The following is a 17,764-nucleotide window of genomic DNA, read 5'->3' as shown; positions in this document are numbered from 1 at the left end:
CGCCGACATGCCGGGCAGCGCGCGTCGGGTCCGCACCGCCTCTCGCGACGCGGGTGTCGAGGGAGGCCATCAGGACTCCAGCGTGTAGTAGTCGAGGAAGATCTCCTCCAGCGTCGGCTCGGTGATCCGCACCGCGGTCACCTGCGCCTCGGAGAGGGCCCGCAGCGCCACTGCCGGCGGGCCGGTCAGTGTGAACCGCAGTTGGGCCGGGCCCGTGCGCTGCACCGTTTCGACGCCGGTCACCCCGGTCAGGTCCGGCGGCGGGCCGGTGAAGGTGACCTCGACCTGACTGCGGTGCAGCCGGCGAAGATCCGACACCGCGGCGACCTCGACGAGACGACCCGCGCGCAGGATCGCCACCTGATCACACAGCGCCTCGACCTCGGCCAGCTGGTGGGAGCTGAGGAACACCGTCTGCCCGCGCTCGCGGGCCTGGGCCACCGCGGCCTGGAACTCCCGTTCCATCAGTGGGTCCAGGCCGCTGGTCGGCTCGTCGAGGACGAGCAGGGGAGCCCGGGTCGCGAACGCGGCCACCAGAGCCACCTTCTGCCGGTTCCCGGTGGAGTACGCCCGTCCCGGCTTGGACAGGTCCACGGCGAACCGGTCCACCAGCTCGTTCCGGTAGGCCCGGTCGACCCCCGGCCCGACCCGCCCCAGCAGCTCAAGGATCTCGGCGCCGGTCAGGGAGGGCCAGAGCGCGACGTCAGCGGGCACGTACGCGATCGATCGGTGGGCCACCGCCACGTCTGCCGCGTCCGCATCGAAAATCCATGCGCGACCGGCCGTCGGGCGGGCCAGACCGAGCAGCAGCCGGATGGTGGTGGATTTGCCCGCGCCGTTGGGGCCGAGGAAGCCGAAGACCTGCCCGGCCGGCACGGTCAGATCCAGCTCGTCCAGTGCGTGGACGGAGCCGTAGTGTTTCGTCAGGGCGGCAGTGCGGATGGCGGCGACGGTCACGGAATCTCCCTGGTCGGCGACGGACGCGACAGCCGACCAGACTTCCCGGCACACCAGAGCTCAGCGTACGTGCCGGACATCGACGTTGGGAAGAGCGCAACCGGCCGCGGCGGAACGGGTGCCGGTTCGGCGCCACCGGACGCAGCCGGTTGCTGCTCAGCGGGAGGTCCGGCCGGCCTTCCAGGTGTCGATCAGCTCGGGAAGCCGCTGCCACAGGTACGCGTAGAAATCCCTCATCTCGGCCAACCGGCGGTGACCCGGAGTGTCCTCGCCCGTCGCCGCGATGCCCTCCTCAGCGACATCCATCATCAGCTTCACCAGCTGGTTCTGACTGGACATCAGAGTCGCCCACGCGTGCTCACGAAGCCGGAAATGCTCGCGGCGACTCCCCGGGGCCGGAACCCTCTCGATCAGCCCCACCACGGTCAAGGTCTTCACCGCGGTCGACACGCTGCCCGAACTCGTCGCGAGACTCTCGCTCAGGTCCCCGGCCGTCATGGTCTCCTGGTCGGTGAACAGCAGAGCCGCGAGGACGCGCGCTGTCATCCGCTGCATCCCGCCCTGAGCGAGGGCGAGGGCCAAGCGTTCCGCCGGCTCACTCAGCGCCACGGTTCACGTTCCTCTCGTCGCCCGATTCTAACGAAATTCTAACACCCACGAACCTTCAGAGATCTCTGAAACTTCTCTACTCTCGAAGACATGGGATACGTGATTCGGCTGGAGAAGCTGAGCAAGACGTACGGGTCTCGCCGCGGGTTGGTCGACCTGGACCTGACGGTGGGCGAGGGTGAGGTGTTCGGTTACCTCGGCCCGAACGGCGCGGGGAAGTCCACCACCATCCGGCTGCTTCTGGACCTCATCCGTCCTACCGGCGGCAAGGCCTGGTTGTTCGACAGGAACCCGAGCGAGCATGCTGTCGACCTTCACCGGCGTATCGGCTACCTCGCCGGCGACTTCGTCGTCAACCCCCGCCAGCGCGTGAGCGAATGCCTGACCTTCCTGGCCGCTCTGCGCGGCGGCGTACCGCGACAGCGCATCGAAGACCTGGCCGGCCGCCTCGACCTCGACCTGTCCGCTCGGATCAAGACGCTGTCCAAGGGCAACCGGCAGAAAGTCGGTCTCGTGCAGGCGTTCATGCACCGACCTGACCTGTTGATCCTCGACGAACCGACCTCCGGACTGGATCCGCTGGTCCAGCAGACCTTCCTCGACCTCGTCCGGGAGGCCCGGGCCGCCGGGCAGACCGTCTTCATGTCCTCACACATCATGACGGAGGTCGAGGCCGTCGCCGACCGGGTCGGAATCATCCGCGAGGGCCGTCTCGTCGCCCTCGAGGCCGTCGCCCGGCTCCGCGACCACGCCATCCACCGTTTCGACATCACCTTCGCGGGCCCGATCGACCAGTCCGCCTTCGCCGCCCTCCCCGGTATCTCGGACCTGACCATCGATGGCCCGACCGCCCAGTTCGCCCTCGCCGCCAGCCCCAACGACCTCATCCGGGTCCTCGCCCGTCACGAGGTCGCCAGCATCCGGGCCACCGAACCCGACCTCGAAGAACTCTTCCTCGCGCACTACCAGCCCGCCGACGGGGTCCAGGAGAACAGCAATGCCTAACGTCCTGACGAAAACCCTCTGGGACTCCCGCCGGGGTCTCGCCGGCTTCGCCCTCGGCACCGCCCTCGTCGGCGCCATGTACGCGAGCTTCTACCCGCAGATCGCGGACGGCGCGATGGAACAAGCCGTCGAAGGTTTCTCTCCGGCCCTACGCGAAGCCCTCAACATGGAGGACATCGCCAGCGCCGCCGGCTACCTCGGCTCCAGCGTCTTCGGCATTCTCGTGCCCCTCATCGCGGTCATCTACGGCATCGCCACCGGTACCCGCGCCATCGCCGGCGACGAGGAAGCCGGCTACCTCGACCTCCTGCTCTCCCACCCCGTCAGCCGCACCCGACTCGTGCTGCACCGCCTCGGCGCACTCGCCATCGGCTCGTTCACTCTCGCCGCCGTCGTGCTGCTCGCCATGCTCGCCGTCCGCACCGGAGCCAGGCTCGACACCATCACCATCGCGCAGTTCGCCGCCCAATGCGTGGCGCTCGGCCTGCTCGCGACCCTCTTCGGGACCATCGCCATCACCGTCGGCGCCGCCACCGGCAGTCGCGCGACGGCCCTCGCCAGCAGCACCGTCCTGGGTGTCCTCTGCTACGCGGCCGACACCGTCGCCCCTCAGATCGGCGCCGACGGCGCCCGCTACCTCTCCCCGTTCCACTACTACATCGGCAATCAACCACTGCGAAACGGGTTCCAATGGATCGACCTGGGCATCCTCCTCGCCACCATCATCGTGCTCGGTGCCCTCGCCGTCGTTTCCTTCAACCGCCGCGACCTCGCCAGCTGAACCGGCCGCTGCTCTCGGGCCGGCCGGCGCCGCCCGCTTCCCGTCGAGGGGGCGTACGACGGAGGTCGATGGCTGAATTCTGAGATCTGCCGCCGTCGCCCGGGGGTGCGTCGTGCTGACACGATGCCCAGCATGGCGGGGAACGTCGCACGACAGGACATCACGGGGTCGGGACAGCCGCGTCCGGGACGCCGGTGGTGGCGGTTGGCGCGGCTCGTCCTGGTGGTGTTGTGGGTCGCCTGGGCGGCGTCGAGTTGGTGGTCGGCGCCGCGTCAGGCGAGCACGGCGCAGGCCAGTTCGGACCTGTCCGCTGGCCGGATGCTGTCCTACCGGTGGGCCGACGGGTGGGACAGCACCGGCCAGTGGGGTTGGACCAGCGGACGGGCGCCGCGATCCACCGGCCGTGCCGGGCCGTTGTTCCTCTGGCGTACGGGCGACTGGCGGGTGCACTACACCGAGTTCGACGACGGCTCCACAACCCCCGTCTTCCCTGGATCCTTCGACGCGACGCGGTACCCGGGTCCGGAGGCTGCCGCCTTCGACCACGCGTTGCAGTCGGCCAGCCAGCAACCGCGTTGGCAAGGCGCCGACGCCCTACAGCCGTTGCGGGCGCTGCCGATGCTGCTCCTGCTCGGCATCCTGACGGTGCTGGTGTTCGGGCCTGCCCCCGCCCGAGGCACACGGTGGTTCTGGTTCTGGGTGCTCACCGGGGTGCCGCTCGGCCTCGGAGTGATCTGGTGGCTCGCCCGTGAACGCCCCTGGTATCCCGCCGAGTCGCCGCCGCCGGGCCCGACCGGTCGCGATCCGCGGGAGCGGTGGTACGTCGGCCTGCTCATCGGCATAGCCACCTCGATCGTGGCGAGCCTCCTGCTGTACGGGCTGCGACGGGTGCTCGGCGAGGGGTACGTGCCGCAGGGCGCCGGCAGTTGACGGCAACCGACGCACGGCCAAGCGGGACAAAACGGAGCATGCGGGGTCGGCGCTGATTAGGCTGGCGCAGGAGGTGAGCCATCATGTTGACCGACGCTCCGGTGCAGGCGGCCATACCCGCGAGCGACATCGAGAGGGCCAAGGCCTTCTATCGCGACACCCTGGGCCTCGCCGTCCTTCGTGAAACCCAGGACGCCGTCCATCTCGAATCAGGTGGGACGCAGCTCTTCATCTACCCCACCGCCAACGCCGGGCAGGCCCCACACACGTTGGCGGCCTGGTCTGTCGCCGACCTCGACGCCGAGATGGCGGACCTCCGGGGGCGTGGCGTGACGTTCGAAGAGTACGACCTCCCTGGTCTCAAGACCACCAACGGTGTCGCGGAGTTCGCGGCGATGCGCGGCGCCTGGTTCAAGGACAGCGAGGGCAACATTCTCGGCGTGACCCAGTCACGCGAAGGGTGACGCCATCGCCGGCGTCTGCGCACATGCCCGTCCCTGATCGTTGTCTCTGGCGCAACGATCGTGGCCCGTGCCCGTCTTGATCGTCTCCTCCCGTCCGTGAAGGCTGGTTGTCGTCAACCACGCCACCCGCCGAGGACGACGACGTGACGCGACAGCCGTCACGGCTGTCGCGTGGCGGCGTGCGCACCGCGCTACCGATCGGAGACCGACGAGCATGTCCTTCCAGGCGTACCTCGACGCGATCGAGGAGAAGACCGGCAAGACCCCGCGCGCCCTGGTCGACGAGGCCACGGCGCGCGGCTACAACGCGGACGGTGTGAAGGCCGGTGTGATCGTCGACTGGCTGAAGAACGAGTACGACCTCGGCCGGGGACACGCGATGGCCCTGGTCCATGTGATCAAGAAGGGGCCGACGATCAGCACGAAGCACGTCGGCTCGACCGGTTCGCACCGCGACGCCACGGACACCCTGTGGCTGGACGGCAAGGCCACCCGTCCCGCCTGAGCCACCCGGCGAATCGACCCGGGTGTCTGCGCTCAGTCCGGTGCCCCTGGCGGTGCTGCGGTCCGGAGGATCCCGTTGAGGCCTTCCTCGAACAGCAGGTCGTCGTCCCATCGGGTGTCGTCGAGATGGCCGGAGGCGTGGAGGGTCGGGTAGGCGTCGGCGCTCGCGGCGACGTGGTCGCGGGCCGCGGCCCTCGCGTCGGGGTCCGTGGTCTGGCGCCACGTGGCTTCGGTGAGCGAGGCGCCGATGACGTAGTTGGCCAGCGTCCGCGTGGCTACCGCGAGCGGGAATCCGCGGCAGCCGCCGCGCACCAGTGCCGATTGCAGGAACTCGGTGCGGGCCAGGACGTTGGGCCCGAGCATCGGACGTCCGATCAGCCGTGGTGCCCAGGGGTGGCCCAGCATGGCGCCACGCCAGCCTCGGACGAGGACGCGGATGTCCTCTCGCCAGTCGTCGCTCACATCGGGAACGGGCACGTCGCCGAAGATCCGGTCGACGGCCAGGTCCAGGACGTCGTCCTTCGTCCTCACGTGCCAGTACAACGCGGTGGCCGTCACGTCGAGCCGCTGGGCGAGGCTGCGCATCGTCAGGCCCTCGATGCCGTGCGCGTCGAGCACGGCCACCGCCGCGTCCACGATCGACTCAAGGCTCAGCGGCGGTTTGCGCCGGACGCGTGGCGGCTCCGCCCGTAGCCATACCGGCAGCGGAGTGCGGCTGGGCCGTGGCTCCGCCGTGGGCGTCGTCGGCGCATCCGGCTCTGCGGTGGTCATGAAGCCACTCTAGTACGGTAGACAGGCAACTTAACGACGGTAAGCTGACCGAACATAGGAAGGGCTGGTTCCACGGTCGGCAAGGGGGTCACGACATGCCTCTACTGCGAGTGCACCTCGACAGCGACCGGACCACCGCCCGTCGCGTCCTGCACCTGCACCAGGAGGGCAGGAACCATCGCGAGTCGCAGGAAGCGGCCCGGGAACAGGTGTGGCGACAGGGCCGCACCCCGGCCGGCGACCCGATCTTCGTCGGCATCACGAACGGCCGGCGCAACGTCCAGCTGATCTACGACGTCGAGGTCTACTCCGACACCGTTCCGTGAGCACCCGCCACGTTCGTGCCGCCCGAGAGGCGGCTCGCCGGTCAGCGCCGGCCCGGCGCCTCGCTGGACGATTCGGCGTGGGCCCGCTCGCCCTCCTGGTCGAACATGGTGAGGATCTCCACGGGCCCGCCCAGCGCGCCGATCGAGTGGGGCGTCATGGTGGAGAACTCCGCCGCCTCGCCGACGCCGATCGTCACCTGCCGCTCGCCGAGGTGCAGCAGCGCGGTGCCGCTGAGCACGGTGAACCATTCGCGCCCCGGGTGGACGGCCAGGTGCCCGGGGCCGGAGCGCCGCTCGGGGGTGATCCTCATCTTGGCCACCAGGCGGCCCCCGTGCTGTGCGGTGTCGCGGGAGAGCACCCACGTGGTCAGGCCCGGTTCCTGGTGCTGCATGGGCCGGATGATCACGTCGGCGTCGTCGACGGGCTCCACGAGGTGGTCGATCGTGGTGCCGAGCGCCCGTGCGAGCGCGACGAGCTGGTCGAGGTCGATCCGGCGGTTACCGGTCTCGATCCGGCTCAGTGTCGACGGACTGATGCGGCATCGGGCGGCGAGGACGTCGAGGCTCCACCCGCGGGCCTGCCGCAACCCGCGGATGCGCTGGCGGACGACGTCTGACAGGTCGACCTCGGACATGACCGCCACGCTAACCCTCATCTTGCCAAAACTGCAAGGAGTCTTGCCGCTACCGAATCAGCCCCTACCGTTGAACACCGCAACCCTCTCCCCGCACAGGAGGCCCGCCGTGAGCGAGCACCACGACCACCCCGGCCCCGAGGACCAGCCCGCCTTCGGGCCGCAGTGGTGGGAGCAGCACTACCGGAGCCACCCGACGGGCCACGACTCGCCAGGCCCGCAGCTCGTGGCCGAGGCGTCCGACCTTCCCGCGGGGACGGCGCTCGACGCGGGTTGCGGCCGCGGTGCCGACGCCGTCTGGCTGGCCCGGCGCGGCTGGCAGGTGACGGCGGTCGACGTCTCCGCGACGGCCGTCGACGAGGCCACGGACCGCGCCGCGAACCTGGACCCCGAGGCCGCGTCGCGCATTACCTGGGTCGTGGCCGACCTGACCACCTGGCAGCCGCCCCGGCGTTACGACCTGGTGGTCAGCCAGTACGTCCACCCGAGGGTGCCCTTCAGCGCGTTCGTGGCCCGTCTGGCGGGTGCCGTCGCACCCGGGGGCACGCTCCTCGTCGTCGGCCACGACCACGCCGACGAGCACTCGGCCGCCCATGCCCCGGAGCGGGCGTCGATCGGGCTCGACGCGGTGACCGGCGCATTGGCCCCGCAACTGTGGGACGTCGACGTCGCCGAGTCGAGGACCCGGCACCTCACGCACGGCTCGACCGGCACGAGCATCCGGGACGTGGTCGTCAAGGCCCACCGCAGACCGGTGTGACCACGCCTCCCCGCCGCGTTCCGGTCAGCCGCGCCGCCGTGCCGCGGGGCGGCCGGTGGGGCGGCTGACCGCGCCCATTGTGCAACCGGCACGACGGGTCAGGTCGCGTCGCGGCGGCCGAAGGCGATCAGTCCGGCGCCGAGCGCGACGCCCACGTACGCGAGCAGCATGACCAGCGCTCCGGCCGGCGACAGCAGGTACGGGTGGTCGGCGCCCGCGAGCTGCGGCGTCAGGTTCGGCAGGAGGACCGAGGCGAACCGGAGGTGCCACGTCGTCGGCAGGAAGTGCGCGAACACCGGGGCCACCAGGACGAGGCCGCCCAGCGTCACCAGCGCCGACGCGGTCGAGCGCAGCACGACCCCGAGACCCAGGGCCACGATGCTGGTGACCATCACGACGAGCGCCGCGCAGGCCACCGTCGGCAGGGCGTGCGTCCAGCTCGGCCACGGGTTCAGGGGCGCGGGACGGTCGCCCAGCAGGAGTGTCGCGCCGGCGAGGGCGAGCAGCGCGAACAGCAGTCCGCCGATCAGGCCCACCGCGGCCGCCGTCGTGGCCTTCGCGCCCAGCAGGATCCGGCGCTGCGGCACGGCCAGCAGGCCGGGGCCGATGGAGCCGGTGGTGAACTCCGTGGTGATCGACATGGCGGCGATCGAGGCGAGGAAGAACGTCACGAACGGCATGACCACCACGGTCAGGTCGGCCGTCTCGTAGTTCGCCTGCTCCGCCGCGCTCGCGCCGTCGAAGGAGCCGACGAGCAGGAACAGGATCAGCATTCCGAGCAGGGTCGCGGCGGCGCCGCCGGCGAGGAACGCGTACGTCGACCGCAGCGTCCGCAGCTTCAGCCACTCGGCGGCCACGGCGTCGCGCCACAGCTGGGAGCGTCGTACGGCCGGTGCCGGCGCGCGGCTGCTGTCGGCCGTGCCGGGGCGGGTCATTGTGGTCATGACTGTGCCGTCCTCTCGGTGCTGCGGTACTCGACCGCCTCGCCGGTCATCTGCAGGTAGACGTCCTCGAGCGTGGCGCCGCGTGACGTCAGCCCGTGGACGGGAATCGCCGCCGCCGCGGCGGCGGCGGCGATGGCGGGGGCGTCGACGCCGGCCGCGACGAACGTGTCGGTCTCCACGGCGGTGACGGACGCGCCGAGGCCGGTCAGGACGGCGGCGAGGTCGGCGGCCCGGGGGGAACGCACGAGCACGTCGCGTTCGAACCGGTCGCGCATCTCGGTCATGGAGGTCTCGGCGAGCAGGCGGCCCCGGCCGATGATCAGCACGTCGTCGACGGTGAGCGCCATCTCGCTCATCAGGTGGCTGGACAGCAGCACGGTACGTCCCTCCGCGGCGAGGGTCCGCAGGGCGGAGCGGATCCAGCGGATGCCGGTGGCGTCGAGCCCGTTGATCGGCTCGTCGAGCAGGACCACGGCCGGGTCGCCGAGCAGCGCCGCGGCGATTCCGAGGCGCTGGCGCATGCCGAGGGAGAACCCGCCCACCCGCTTGTGTGCCACGTCGGCCAGACCGACCTGGTCGAGGACCGCCCTCACCCGGGCCCTGCCGATGCGGTTGCTCCGCGCCAGGCAGGCGAGATGGTGGACGGCGCTGCGGCCGGGGTGGGCGGCGTTGGCGTCGAGCACCGCGCCCACCTCGCGCATCGGGTGGCGGATCCGGTCGTAGCGCCGGCCGCCTATCAGTGCCTCGCCGGAGGTCGGATGGTGCAGGCCGAGGATGATGCGCAGGGCGGTGGACTTGCCGGCGCCGTTCGGCCCGAGAAAGCCGGTCACCGCTCCCGGTCGGACCTCGAACGACAGGTTGTCCAGTGCCAGCGTCTGCCCGTACCGCTTGGTCAACTTCCGTACCAGGATCATGCGGAAATGGTTCCGCGGCGGGGGATCCGCGCGCGTCTGGCCAGGGTCGGGAACCGATGTCCTACCACGGTCAGACGCCGTGCGCCGACCGTCGATATAGCGTGAGCCCGTGCGCGCCAGACCCACCGGATCCGAGGTACGCCGCACCGCGGTGGACGCCGCGGTCGCCGGCGTACTGCTGTTTCTGGTCGCCTACGCCACCCTCGAACCGCCCGGCCCGGCCTTCACCGGCCCGGTGTGGGTGGCGTGGCTGGCCAGCGCCGCAGTGGCGCTTCCGTTGGCGGTCCGCCGCCGGTGGCCGCTACCGGTTCTCGGCTGCGTGACGGTGGCCGCCGCGACGGCGACCGCGTTCGGCGTGGTGGGAGCCGGTGTCATCTGGGTGAGCTACCTGCCCGTGGTGCTCTCGGTCTACACGGCGGCCACCGTGGCAGGGCACGTGGCCGCGGCGCTCGCCCTGACCGGCGGCCTGGCCGCGCCGGCGGCCACGATCCCGTGGCTGTACGAGCGGGCCGGGATCGGTCCCGCCGACGCGCCGGCCAGCGAGGCGCCGTTGTGGTGGACCGTCGAGCTGGGCATGGTCGTCGTGCCGGTGACCGTGGCGTGGGCCACCGGCCGGCTGGTCCGCTGGCGCCGGGCGGTCCAAGCCGACGTCGCCCGCGGCCTGGCGCGCGACGCGGTGGCCGCCGAGCGGCTGCGCATCGCGCGGGAGCTGCACGACATCGTGGGGCACAGCATCAGCCTGATCGCGGTGAAGGCGACCGTGGCCAACCACGTCGCCGCCGAACGGCCGGAGGAGACGCGGGCCGCCCTGGTGACCATCGAACGCACCAGCCGGTCGGCGCTCACCGAGATCCGTCGGCTGCTCGACGTGCTGCGCTCGGACGGCGAGCCGGCCGCCGAACTCGGCCCGTCGCCCGGTACGGCCGACCTGTCCGAGCTGACCGACCGGCTCCGGTCGGCCGGGCTGCGGGTGGATCTGCGGCTGGACCGCGTCGGCGACCTGCCGCAGGCCGTCGACCTCACCGTCTTCCGCATCGTGCAGGAGTCGCTCACAAACGTGGTGAAGCATGCCAACGCCGGTCGCTGTCGGGTGACGGTGCAGGGGCGCGACGACGGCGTGCACATCGAGGTCGTGGACGACGGCCGTGCGCCGCGGCCGTCCGGGCGGCGGGCCGTCGGGCAGGGCCTGATCGGCATGCGCGAGCGGGTGACGATGTACGGCGGCACGCTGACCACCGGGCCGCGGCCAGAGGGCGGGTTCCGGGTGGTGGCGGACATCCCGTACGCCGCGGCGGGGGAGGCGCTGTGACGGACGCACCGGACCGGCCGTCCTCGACGGACATCGGTGTGCTGCTCGCCGACGACCACACCCTCGTGCGGGAGAGCTTCCGGGTCCTGCTGGACGTGTCGCCCGGCTTCCAGGTGGTGGGTGAGGCGGGCACCGGCGCCGAGGCGGTGCGGCTGGCGCGTCGGCACCGCCCGGACGTGGTGCTGATGGACGTCCGGATGCCCGACATGGACGGCATCGAGGCGACGCGGCAGATCTGCGCGAGCCCGGAGACCGCCTCCGTCCGGGTGCTCATCCTCACCACCTTCGACCTGAACGAGTACGTCTACGCCGCCCTGCGGGCCGGTGCCAGCGGGTTCCTGGTCAAGGACGTCACGGCGGCCGATCTGCTGGCCGCCGTCCGGGTGGTCGCCTCCGGCGAGGCGCTGCTGGCCCCGCGGGTCACACGGCGACTGATCGCCACGTTCAGCGGGCAGGCCCGGCCGGCCTCCGGCCAGCGGCCCGGCCTCGAGGCGGTCACCGAGCGGGAACGTGAGGTGCTGGTCCTCATCGCCCGCGGGCTGTCCAACACGGAGATCGCGCAACGCCTGCACGTGACCCTCGGCACCGTGAAGACCCACATCGGACGCCTGTTAAGCAAGCTGGCCGCGCGCGACCGGGCGCAACTGGTCATCACGGCGTACGAGACGGGTCTGGTGACCCCGGAGCCGCGCTGAGCGCCGGATGCCGAGGAGTGTCGGTGTCGTGTCAGCGCGACGCGCCGCGCAGGTAGGCGAGCACGGCCGAGACGCGGCGGTCGGAGTCGGGGTCGAGGTCGAGCTTGGCGAAGATGTTGCCGACGTGCTTGCGGACCGCCGCCTCGCTGACCACGAGGTGCTCGGCGATGGTGGGGTTGGTGTAGCCCTCGGCCATCAGCGCGAGCACCTCACGCTCGCGTGGCGTGAGCGCGGCGAGCGGACCGTCGTTGCGTCGCCGGGCGAGCAGGTGACGGACGACCTCGGGGTCGACGACCGTGCCGCCCGCGGTCACCCGACCGAGGTTGTCGAGGAATTCGCGGACGTGGCTGACCCGGTCCTTCAGGAGGTAGCCGATCCCGCCACCCGTGGTGGACTCGAGCAGCTCCGCGACGTACGCCTCGGCGATGTACGCGGACAGCAGGACGATCGCGATGTCGGGGTGCCGGGCGCGGATGGCGACGGCGGCGCGGAGTCCTTCGTCGGTGTGGGTCGGGGGCATGCGGATGTCGGTGACGATCACATCGGGCCGGTGGCTGGCGGTGTAGACGAGCAGCGCGTCGGCGTCCGCGACAGCGGCGACGACCTGGTGGCCGGCCTTCTCCAGGATCCCGACGAGTCCCTCCCGCAGCAGGGCCGCGTCCTCGGCGATCACGATGCGCAGCGGCCTTGTCATCTCACGCTGATCGGGCATGTCATTCTCACGTGGGTCGGGCCTCCGGGCGGGCCGGTGATGTCGAGGGTGCCGTCGATGGCGTCGATGCGGGCGGCGAGTCCGGCCAGCCCGGACCCTCGGGTCGGGTCGGCGCCACCGTGGCCGTCGTCGACGACGGCCACGGTCAGGGTGGCGTCGGCCACCCAGGCGTGCACCTGCGCGCTGCGGGCGCCGGAGTGGCGGGCGACGTTGGTCAGGGCCTCGCTGACGAGGAAGTACGCGGCGGTCTCCACCCGTGCGGGAAGACGCCCCGCCAGGTGCAGGTCGGTGTCGACGGGGACGGGGGAGCGGTCGGCCAGCTCGTGGATCGCGGCGGCGAGGCCGTGGTCGGTGAGCACCTGCGGATGGATGCCGCGTACGGTGGCGCGCAGGTCCTCCAGGGCCTGCTCGGCGAGGGTGTGGGACCTGGTGACCAGGTCGAGCGCGGGCCCTTCGTCCAGTTCGAGTTCGGCCCGCCCGAGCGTCATGGTGAGCGCCACCAGGCGTTGCTGCGCGCCGTCGTGCAGGTCGCGTTCGATGCGGCGCCGCTCCGCCTCGAACGCGTCGACGAGTCCGGCGCGGGAGCGGCGCAGTTCGGTGACCGCGGTGACCAGCCGCGCCTCCGGTGGATCGAGCAGGAGCCGGGTGAGCGCGGCCTGGGCGCTGGCCAGCACGGTCACCAGATAGGCGACGACGGCCAGGGACACGACCCCGACTGCCACGGCGGGCCAGGCCTCGCCGGCCGTGTCGATCCGCCAGCCGAATATGTCCACCGCGTCGTAGCGGACCAGGACAGGCGCGAGGAGCAGCACGATCGGGGTCGTGACCGCCAGCGTCAGCACGACGGCGTCGACGAGCCACCCGACCGTCGCGAGCAGGACGGCGTAGCCGATCTCGGACCACGAAACCGGCAGGGTACGCCAGGTGTGCAGCCGTTCCCGCAGCGTCGGCCGCTCGCCACCGGAGACCTGCGGAAACACCAGCCGGAGCCGGGCCCGCTCGATCTCCGCGATGACGGTCGTCACCAGGGGCAGGCTGGCCAGCAGCAGGATCCCGACCACGATCACGGCGGTCACGACTCCGAGCCCGACGAGTGCCGCGAGCACCGCGAAGACGCCGATCCCGAGCGGCACCGTCGAGAGGAGGTAGACCAGAGACCTCCACGGCCAGGCCGAGAGCAGGAAACGCCACGGGTTGCCGCGTACCGCGGACCAGGCGTCGGCGTGGAGGCTCACTTCACCCAGCGTAGGGGCTGCCGGCGCCGTTGACGGTAGCGCCAGCGCTACCCCGGACAGGGCGCACGAGCCAGTGCGCGGGCCCCGGGGACTCGCTGGACTGGACGCATGACGACGCAGACACTGGCGGCACCCGCCGTCGCGCTCGAGAGCGTGACCCGCACGTACCGCTCCCGTGCGGGCAGCGTCCACGCGCTGCGCGGCTTCACCCACGCCTTCGCCCGCGGTACCTTCACCGCGATCATGGGCCCCTCCGGCTCCGGGAAGTCGACCCTGCTCCACCTGGCGGCCGGACTCGACCGTCCCGACCACGGGCGGGTGACCATCGGCGGTACGGCTCTGGACAGCCTCGGCGAGACCGCGCTCACGAAGTTCCGGCGGACCTCGATGGCGTTCGTCTTCCAGTCCTACAACCTGCTCGATGCCCTGACGGCCTTCGACAACGTCGCCCTGCCGGCCCGGCTCGCGGGAGTGCACGTCGACAAGGCGGCGGTGACCGACGCGCTGCACCGTGTCGGGCTGCGGGATCTGGCGAGGCGACGGCCACCCGAACTCTCCGGCGGCCAGCAGCAACGCGTGGCGATCGCCCGCGCGCTCTACGGCAGGCCCAACGTGGTCTTCGCCGACGAACCCACCGGCGCACTCGACCGCAACACCGGCCGCGAGGTCCTGGCGCTGCTGCGCGCCCTGGCCGACGACGAACAGACCGTGGTGATGGTGACCCACGACCCCCTGGCCGCCTCCTACGCCGACGAGACCCTCTTCCTCGCCGACGGGCAGGTCGTCGGCCGACTCCACCACGCCGACGCCGCCACCATCGCCGCGCGCATGAACGACCTGGAGCGGCCGTGAACGCGGCGATGAGCCACCTCTCCCGCCAGACCGTCCGCACGTCCTGGCCCGCCTACCTCGGCGCCCTGGTCGCCCTCGCCAGCGGCGTCGGCCTGATCGCCACCACCGTGAACCTGGTCGGCTCGGTCGACGCCACCCTCACCGCCCTCGGCGGCGCGGCGACCGAGGACCAACGCCGCCAACTCGACGACCTGACCTCGATGTTCGGCATCATGTCGGCGATCTCGCTGTTCATGGCGATCTTCGTCGTCGGCAGCACCTTCGGATTCGTCGTCGCCACCCGCCGCCGGGAACTGGGACTCCTGAGACTCGTCGGCGCCACCGGGCGTCAGGTGCGCCGCCTCGTCCTCGGCGAGTCGGTCGTCGTCGCCACCGCCGCGGTCGTCGTCGGATGCCTCATCGCCACCCCACTGGCGACGCCCGTCCTCGGCCTGATCCGCGGCATCGGCCTCACCGACCTCCACCTGGTCGCCCCTCCGGCGTGGCTGGCCTGGGCGATCGCCGCTCCCATCGGCGTCGCCGTGGCGCTGCTCGGAACCTGGCGCTCCTCCCGCCGCGCGGCCCGGATCCCACCGTCCGCGGCGCTGCGCGAGGCAGCCGTCGAACGCGGCCGCCCCAGCATCCCGCAACTGGTCGTCGGCATCCTCTGTCTCGCCGCCGTACTCACCGCGACCGTCCTGGCCCAGCACGCGGAACCGCTCTTCGCGCTGGTGGCCTCCATCCTGCTGCCCGAGGTCATCGTCATCGCGCTCATGTGCTTCGGCACCCTGCTCGTCCCCCGACTGGCAGCGCTCCTGGCCCTCCCGTTCGCCGGCCGCGACGTGGCCGCCCGGCTGGCCCGCGACGAACTGCGCGCCGCGGTACGCACCACCACCTCGGTCGCCGCGCCCGTCCTCGCGATCTCGGCCATCGCCGGCTCGATGCTGCTCGCGCTGAGCTTCACCGCCGACTGGACATCGGCGCAGGACCGTGCCCAACTCCACGCACCCCTGGTGGTCCGCCCCGGCGCCGGACACGGGACCGACGTCGCTGCCACGCTGACCGCGGACCCCTCGGTGAAGCTGGTCGACGCCCGCCACCGCGTCAGCGTGCCGTTCGGCGTCGACGGCCGCGAACGTCGGGAGGTCGACGCCGTCGACGTCACCACCGCGACGGCGGCACGGGGCCTGCACGCCACGAGGGGCAGCCTCGCCGACCTGCACGGGACCACCGTCGCGGTCTCCGAGACCCAGGTGGTCGACAGCGGCACTGGCCTCGGCGGCCACCTCAAGGCCGAGATCGACGGCCGGACGGTCACCCTGAGGGTCGTCGCCGTCGTGCCCGACGCTCCCGACCTGTACGGCGACATCCTCCTCCCCGCCGACCTCGTCGCCAGGGACCTCGACGACTCGCGGGCCGACGAACTGTTCGTCGTCCTCCGGTCCGGTAGCGGGACCGGCGCGGCGAAGGAGGCCCTGCGCCGAGCCCTGGCCGGCACCGACAGCCAGGTGCTGACCGCGGAGGAATGGATCGCCGACGTCACCGACCAGGTCCGGCGCAGCAACAACGTCGGGCTCACCATCCTGCTCGGCCCCGCCGGGTTCTACGCCGCCATCGCCGTGGTCAACGCCACCCTCATCGGTGCGACCCAACGACGCAGGCAGCACCGCGCACTCGGCCTGCTCGGCGCGACGCGCGACCAGTTGCGCAGCACCGCGCTCTGGCAAGCCACCCTCATCACCGGCGCCGGTCTGGTCCTCGGAGGACTCACCACCGTGTTCCTCGGCTGGCTCGTCCGACGGACGGTCACCGCCGACCTCGCCGGAAGCGGCGTGGACGTCCCGATGACCATCCCGTGGCTGCCACTGGTCGCGATCGTCGTCGCCTGCACCGGCCTGGCCGTGACGGCGGCCACGGCAGGAGCCGTCGGTCTGCCGAAGAGCCGATATCACGGTGGGCGGTAGCTGTGGGGCCGGTCGAGCCGTACCGCATTGTTCGTCCGGTCGATGACTGCGCGTGGCGCCGCCGTCAGATCGATAGATGTTTATGGTTGTCCATGAGTGGACATCACCCCCACCACTGTCACCACGACCCCCGAACCGACGACGAGGTGCCGTACGGCCAGGTCAACGTCGCCTCGTCCGTCGGCCGGCGGGCGCTGCTGGCCGGAAGCGGCGGAATGCTGATGCTGGCCGCGCTGCCGACCGCGGCGCGGGCGGCCACCACCACGGTGGCCGGCGCGCCATCGCCGACAGCGGCCGCCGGTGCCGCGCGGACCTCCCTGATCACCCAGGGCACCATGCTGGTCCACGCCGACATGCACAACCACACCGTCATGTCCGACGGCGACGGCAGCGCCGACGCCGCGTTCGCGTCGATGCGCGAGGCCGGTCTGGACGTCGCCGCGCTCACCGACCACGCCACCCTGTTCGCCATCGACGGGCTCAGCTCCTCGGAGTGGCGGACCACCGCCGACCTGGCCAACGCGGCCAACGAACCGGGTCAGTTCACCGCGATCCGCGGGTTCGAGTGGTCGCATCCGCTGCAGGGGCACATCAACGTCTGGAACACGTCCGACTTCGCCGACCTGCTGCGAGCCAGCAGCCCCGGCAACCTGTACGACTGGCTCACCGGCCGGCCCGGTGGCCTGGCCAGCTTCAACCACCCGGGCCGGGAGACGGGCCGCTTCAGCAACTTCTCCTTCCACGCGGCGGCCCGCAACCAGTTGGTGGGGCTGGAGATGTTCAACCGCACCGACGACTACCTGTTCGAGGGCTGGTCGTCGGGGATGACCTCGCCGTTGGTGGCCTGCCTGAACGCCGGGTGGCGGCCGGGCCTGACCGGCGTCACCGACGAGCACGGCACGACGTGGGGATTCCACGAGGGCAAGGGTCGCAGCGGCCTGTGGGTCACCGAGAACACCCGCGCCGCGGTGTTCGAGGCGATGGCCGCCCGCCGCTCGTTCGCCACCCGCGTCTCCGGCCTGCGGGTGGACGCCACGGCCAACGGCGTACGCATGGGGGGCGTGCTGAACGTGACCTCCGCCGACGTACGGTTCCTGCTGGATCTCGACCGCAGCCCGGCCTGGGACGGCAAGCCCCTGCGGATCCAGGTCCTCCGCCCGGGCACGTCCGCGCCGACCGTCGTCGACGTCATCGACACCGTCAACGGCCGGGTCACCGACTTCACCGTGCCGCTCAACGCGGCGGACGGCACCTGGGTGGTCCTGCGCGTCTCCGACCCGTCCCAGCCCAACGGCAGCCCCGGCCCGGCCGGTCACCCGTGCAACGACTTCGGCGTGGCCTACACCAGCCCGTGGTGGCTACAGCCCTGATCTGAACCGGTCCCCGGCCCGGCTTGCCGACGCTGGCACGCCCGGGCC

20 protein-coding genes are annotated in these 17,764 nt (G+C 71.7%); 12 read left to right on the top strand and 8 right to left on the bottom strand.

Annotated features, from left to right (window positions below):
- Window positions 1–69: 69 nt before the first annotated feature.
- Both D7193_RS25475 and D7193_RS25470 read right to left on the bottom strand, forming a co-directional pair.
- Window positions 70–957, bottom strand: a complete 888-nt coding sequence (locus D7193_RS25475) for an ABC transporter ATP-binding protein (RefSeq protein WP_206611973.1) — start codon at window positions 955–957, stop codon at window positions 70–72.
- Window positions 958–1,113: 156 nt separating this feature from the next.
- Window positions 1,114–1,566, bottom strand: coding sequence for a GbsR/MarR family transcriptional regulator (locus D7193_RS25470; protein ID WP_241563401.1), 453 nt, complete (start codon window positions 1,564–1,566; stop codon window positions 1,114–1,116).
- A gap of 90 nt (window positions 1,567–1,656) precedes the next feature.
- On the opposite strand from D7193_RS25470, the gene D7193_RS25465 reads away from it, so the two are divergent.
- The 5 genes from D7193_RS25465 (at window position 1,657) to D7193_RS25445 (ending at window position 5,251) form a co-directional block, all read left to right on the top strand.
- Entirely contained in the window at window positions 1,657–2,571 is a 915-nt protein-coding gene (locus D7193_RS25465) for an ABC transporter ATP-binding protein (protein ID WP_120782074.1), read from the top strand.
- Window positions 2,564–3,352, top strand: coding sequence for an ABC transporter permease subunit (locus D7193_RS25460; RefSeq protein ID WP_120782073.1), 789 nt, complete (start codon window positions 2,564–2,566; stop codon window positions 3,350–3,352). The genes D7193_RS25465 and D7193_RS25460 overlap by 8 nt, the downstream gene beginning before the upstream one ends.
- Window positions 3,353–3,484: 132 nt before the next feature.
- The gene (locus D7193_RS25455; RefSeq protein ID WP_147434450.1) at window positions 3,485–4,282 is read left to right on the top strand and encodes a hypothetical protein; all 798 of its coding nucleotides are present in this window, start codon (window positions 3,485–3,487) and stop codon (window positions 4,280–4,282) included.
- A gap of 83 nt (window positions 4,283–4,365) precedes the next feature.
- Window positions 4,366–4,746 carry a VOC family protein gene (locus D7193_RS25450; RefSeq protein WP_120782071.1) on the top strand — a complete coding sequence of 127 codons (381 nt, stop codon included), beginning with the start codon at window positions 4,366–4,368 and terminating at the stop codon, window positions 4,744–4,746.
- A 214-nt stretch (window positions 4,747–4,960) separates the two neighbouring features.
- On the top strand, window positions 4,961–5,251 hold the full coding sequence (locus tag D7193_RS25445; RefSeq protein ID WP_120782070.1) for a DUF4287 domain-containing protein: 291 nt from the start codon (window positions 4,961–4,963) through the stop codon (window positions 5,249–5,251).
- A 32-nt stretch (window positions 5,252–5,283) separates the two neighbouring features.
- On the opposite strand, the gene D7193_RS25440 is transcribed toward D7193_RS25445, so the two are convergent.
- Window positions 5,284–6,021, bottom strand: a complete 738-nt coding sequence (locus tag D7193_RS25440; protein ID WP_120782069.1) for a TetR/AcrR family transcriptional regulator — start codon at window positions 6,019–6,021, stop codon at window positions 5,284–5,286.
- Window positions 6,022–6,116: 95 nt separating this feature from the next.
- Here D7193_RS25440 and D7193_RS25435 point away from each other — a divergent pair, with 95 nt between their 5' ends.
- Complete coding sequence (locus D7193_RS25435) at window positions 6,117–6,347, top strand: hypothetical protein (protein ID WP_120782068.1); 231 nt, start codon at window positions 6,117–6,119, stop codon at window positions 6,345–6,347.
- Window positions 6,348–6,388: 41 nt separating this feature from the next.
- Here D7193_RS25435 and D7193_RS25430 read toward each other — a convergent pair whose 3' ends face one another.
- Window positions 6,389–6,982 carry a helix-turn-helix domain-containing protein gene (locus tag D7193_RS25430; protein WP_120782219.1) on the bottom strand — a complete coding sequence of 198 codons (594 nt, stop codon included), beginning with the start codon at window positions 6,980–6,982 and terminating at the stop codon, window positions 6,389–6,391.
- Window positions 6,983–7,091: 109 nt separating this feature from the next.
- On the opposite strand from D7193_RS25430, the gene D7193_RS25425 reads away from it, so the two are divergent.
- Window positions 7,092–7,742 carry a class I SAM-dependent methyltransferase gene (locus D7193_RS25425; RefSeq protein WP_241563399.1) on the top strand — a complete coding sequence of 217 codons (651 nt, stop codon included), beginning with the start codon at window positions 7,092–7,094 and terminating at the stop codon, window positions 7,740–7,742.
- Window positions 7,743–7,840: 98 nt separating this feature from the next.
- On the opposite strand, the gene D7193_RS25420 is transcribed toward D7193_RS25425, so the two are convergent.
- Window positions 7,841–8,686, bottom strand: a complete 846-nt coding sequence (locus tag D7193_RS25420) for an ABC transporter permease (protein WP_241563397.1) — start codon at window positions 8,684–8,686, stop codon at window positions 7,841–7,843.
- Window positions 8,683–9,600: an ABC transporter ATP-binding protein gene (locus D7193_RS25415; RefSeq protein WP_120782065.1), complete on the bottom strand. Its 918-nt coding sequence runs from the start codon at window positions 9,598–9,600 to the stop codon at window positions 8,683–8,685. The genes D7193_RS25420 and D7193_RS25415 overlap by 4 nt, the downstream gene beginning before the upstream one ends.
- Window positions 9,601–9,709: 109 nt before the next feature.
- Here D7193_RS25415 and D7193_RS25410 point away from each other — a divergent pair, with 109 nt between their 5' ends.
- Both D7193_RS25410 and D7193_RS25405 read left to right on the top strand, forming a co-directional pair.
- Window positions 9,710–10,909, top strand: a complete 1,200-nt coding sequence (locus D7193_RS25410) for a sensor histidine kinase (protein ID WP_120782064.1) — start codon at window positions 9,710–9,712, stop codon at window positions 10,907–10,909.
- Window positions 10,906–11,604, top strand: a complete 699-nt coding sequence (locus D7193_RS25405; protein WP_120782063.1) for a response regulator — start codon at window positions 10,906–10,908, stop codon at window positions 11,602–11,604. The genes D7193_RS25410 and D7193_RS25405 overlap by 4 nt, the downstream gene beginning before the upstream one ends.
- A gap of 31 nt (window positions 11,605–11,635) precedes the next feature.
- Here D7193_RS25405 and D7193_RS25400 read toward each other — a convergent pair whose 3' ends face one another.
- Both D7193_RS25400 and D7193_RS25395 read right to left on the bottom strand, forming a co-directional pair.
- A complete protein-coding gene (locus tag D7193_RS25400) occupies window positions 11,636–12,286 on the bottom strand; it encodes a response regulator transcription factor (protein WP_206611990.1) in 651 nt (216 codons plus the stop codon).
- An 8-nt stretch (window positions 12,287–12,294) separates the two neighbouring features.
- On the bottom strand, window positions 12,295–13,551 hold the full coding sequence (locus tag D7193_RS25395; RefSeq protein ID WP_120782061.1) for a sensor histidine kinase: 1,257 nt from the start codon (window positions 13,549–13,551) through the stop codon (window positions 12,295–12,297).
- Window positions 13,552–13,659: 108 nt separating this feature from the next.
- Here D7193_RS25395 and D7193_RS25390 point away from each other — a divergent pair, with 108 nt between their 5' ends.
- The 3 genes from D7193_RS25390 (at window position 13,660) to D7193_RS25380 (ending at window position 17,716) form a co-directional block, all read left to right on the top strand.
- Entirely contained in the window at window positions 13,660–14,403 is a 744-nt protein-coding gene (locus tag D7193_RS25390) for an ABC transporter ATP-binding protein (RefSeq protein WP_120782060.1), read from the top strand.
- Window positions 14,400–16,346: an FtsX-like permease family protein gene (locus D7193_RS25385; RefSeq protein WP_120782059.1), complete on the top strand. Its 1,947-nt coding sequence runs from the start codon at window positions 14,400–14,402 to the stop codon at window positions 16,344–16,346. Before D7193_RS25390 ends, D7193_RS25385 begins: the two co-directional genes overlap by 4 nt.
- Before the next feature lie 92 nt (window positions 16,347–16,438).
- Window positions 16,439–17,716 carry a CehA/McbA family metallohydrolase gene (locus tag D7193_RS25380; RefSeq protein ID WP_174242720.1) on the top strand — a complete coding sequence of 426 codons (1,278 nt, stop codon included), beginning with the start codon at window positions 16,439–16,441 and terminating at the stop codon, window positions 17,714–17,716.
- Window positions 17,717–17,764: the final 48 nt, after the last annotated feature.

Source organism: Micromonospora costi (genome assembly GCF_003626655.1).
Lineage (GTDB): Bacteria > Actinomycetota > Actinomycetes > Mycobacteriales > Micromonosporaceae > Micromonospora > Micromonospora costi.
This window is presented reverse-complemented; position numbering and strand designations above follow the sequence as displayed.

Bases quoted from the DNA above. Each gene is read 5' to 3' on its own strand.
- D7193_RS25465 (WP_120782074.1), top strand. From the start codon at position 1,657: ATGGGATACGTGATTCGGCTGGAGAAGCTGAGCAAGACGTACGGGTCT.
- D7193_RS25460 (WP_120782073.1), top strand. From the start codon at position 2,564: ATGCCTAACGTCCTGACGAAAACCCTCTGGGACTCCCGCCGGGGTCTC.
- D7193_RS25455 (WP_147434450.1), top strand. From the start codon at position 3,485: ATGGCGGGGAACGTCGCACGACAGGACATCACGGGGTCGGGACAGCCG.
- D7193_RS25450 (WP_120782071.1), top strand. From the start codon at position 4,366: ATGTTGACCGACGCTCCGGTGCAGGCGGCCATACCCGCGAGCGACATC.
- D7193_RS25445 (WP_120782070.1), top strand. From the start codon at position 4,961: ATGTCCTTCCAGGCGTACCTCGACGCGATCGAGGAGAAGACCGGCAAG.
- D7193_RS25440 (WP_120782069.1), bottom strand. From the start codon at position 6,021: ATGACCACCGCAGAGCCGGATGCGCCGACGACGCCCACGGCGGAGCCA.
- D7193_RS25435 (WP_120782068.1), top strand. From the start codon at position 6,117: ATGCCTCTACTGCGAGTGCACCTCGACAGCGACCGGACCACCGCCCGT.
- D7193_RS25430 (WP_120782219.1), bottom strand. From the start codon at position 6,982: ATGTCCGAGGTCGACCTGTCAGACGTCGTCCGCCAGCGCATCCGCGGG.
- D7193_RS25420 (WP_241563397.1), bottom strand. From the start codon at position 8,686: ATGACCACAATGACCCGCCCCGGCACGGCCGACAGCAGCCGCGCGCCG.
- D7193_RS25415 (WP_120782065.1), bottom strand. From the start codon at position 9,600: ATGATCCTGGTACGGAAGTTGACCAAGCGGTACGGGCAGACGCTGGCA.
- D7193_RS25390 (WP_120782060.1), top strand. From the start codon at position 13,660: ATGACGACGCAGACACTGGCGGCACCCGCCGTCGCGCTCGAGAGCGTG.
- D7193_RS25380 (WP_174242720.1), top strand. From the start codon at position 16,439: ATGAGTGGACATCACCCCCACCACTGTCACCACGACCCCCGAACCGAC.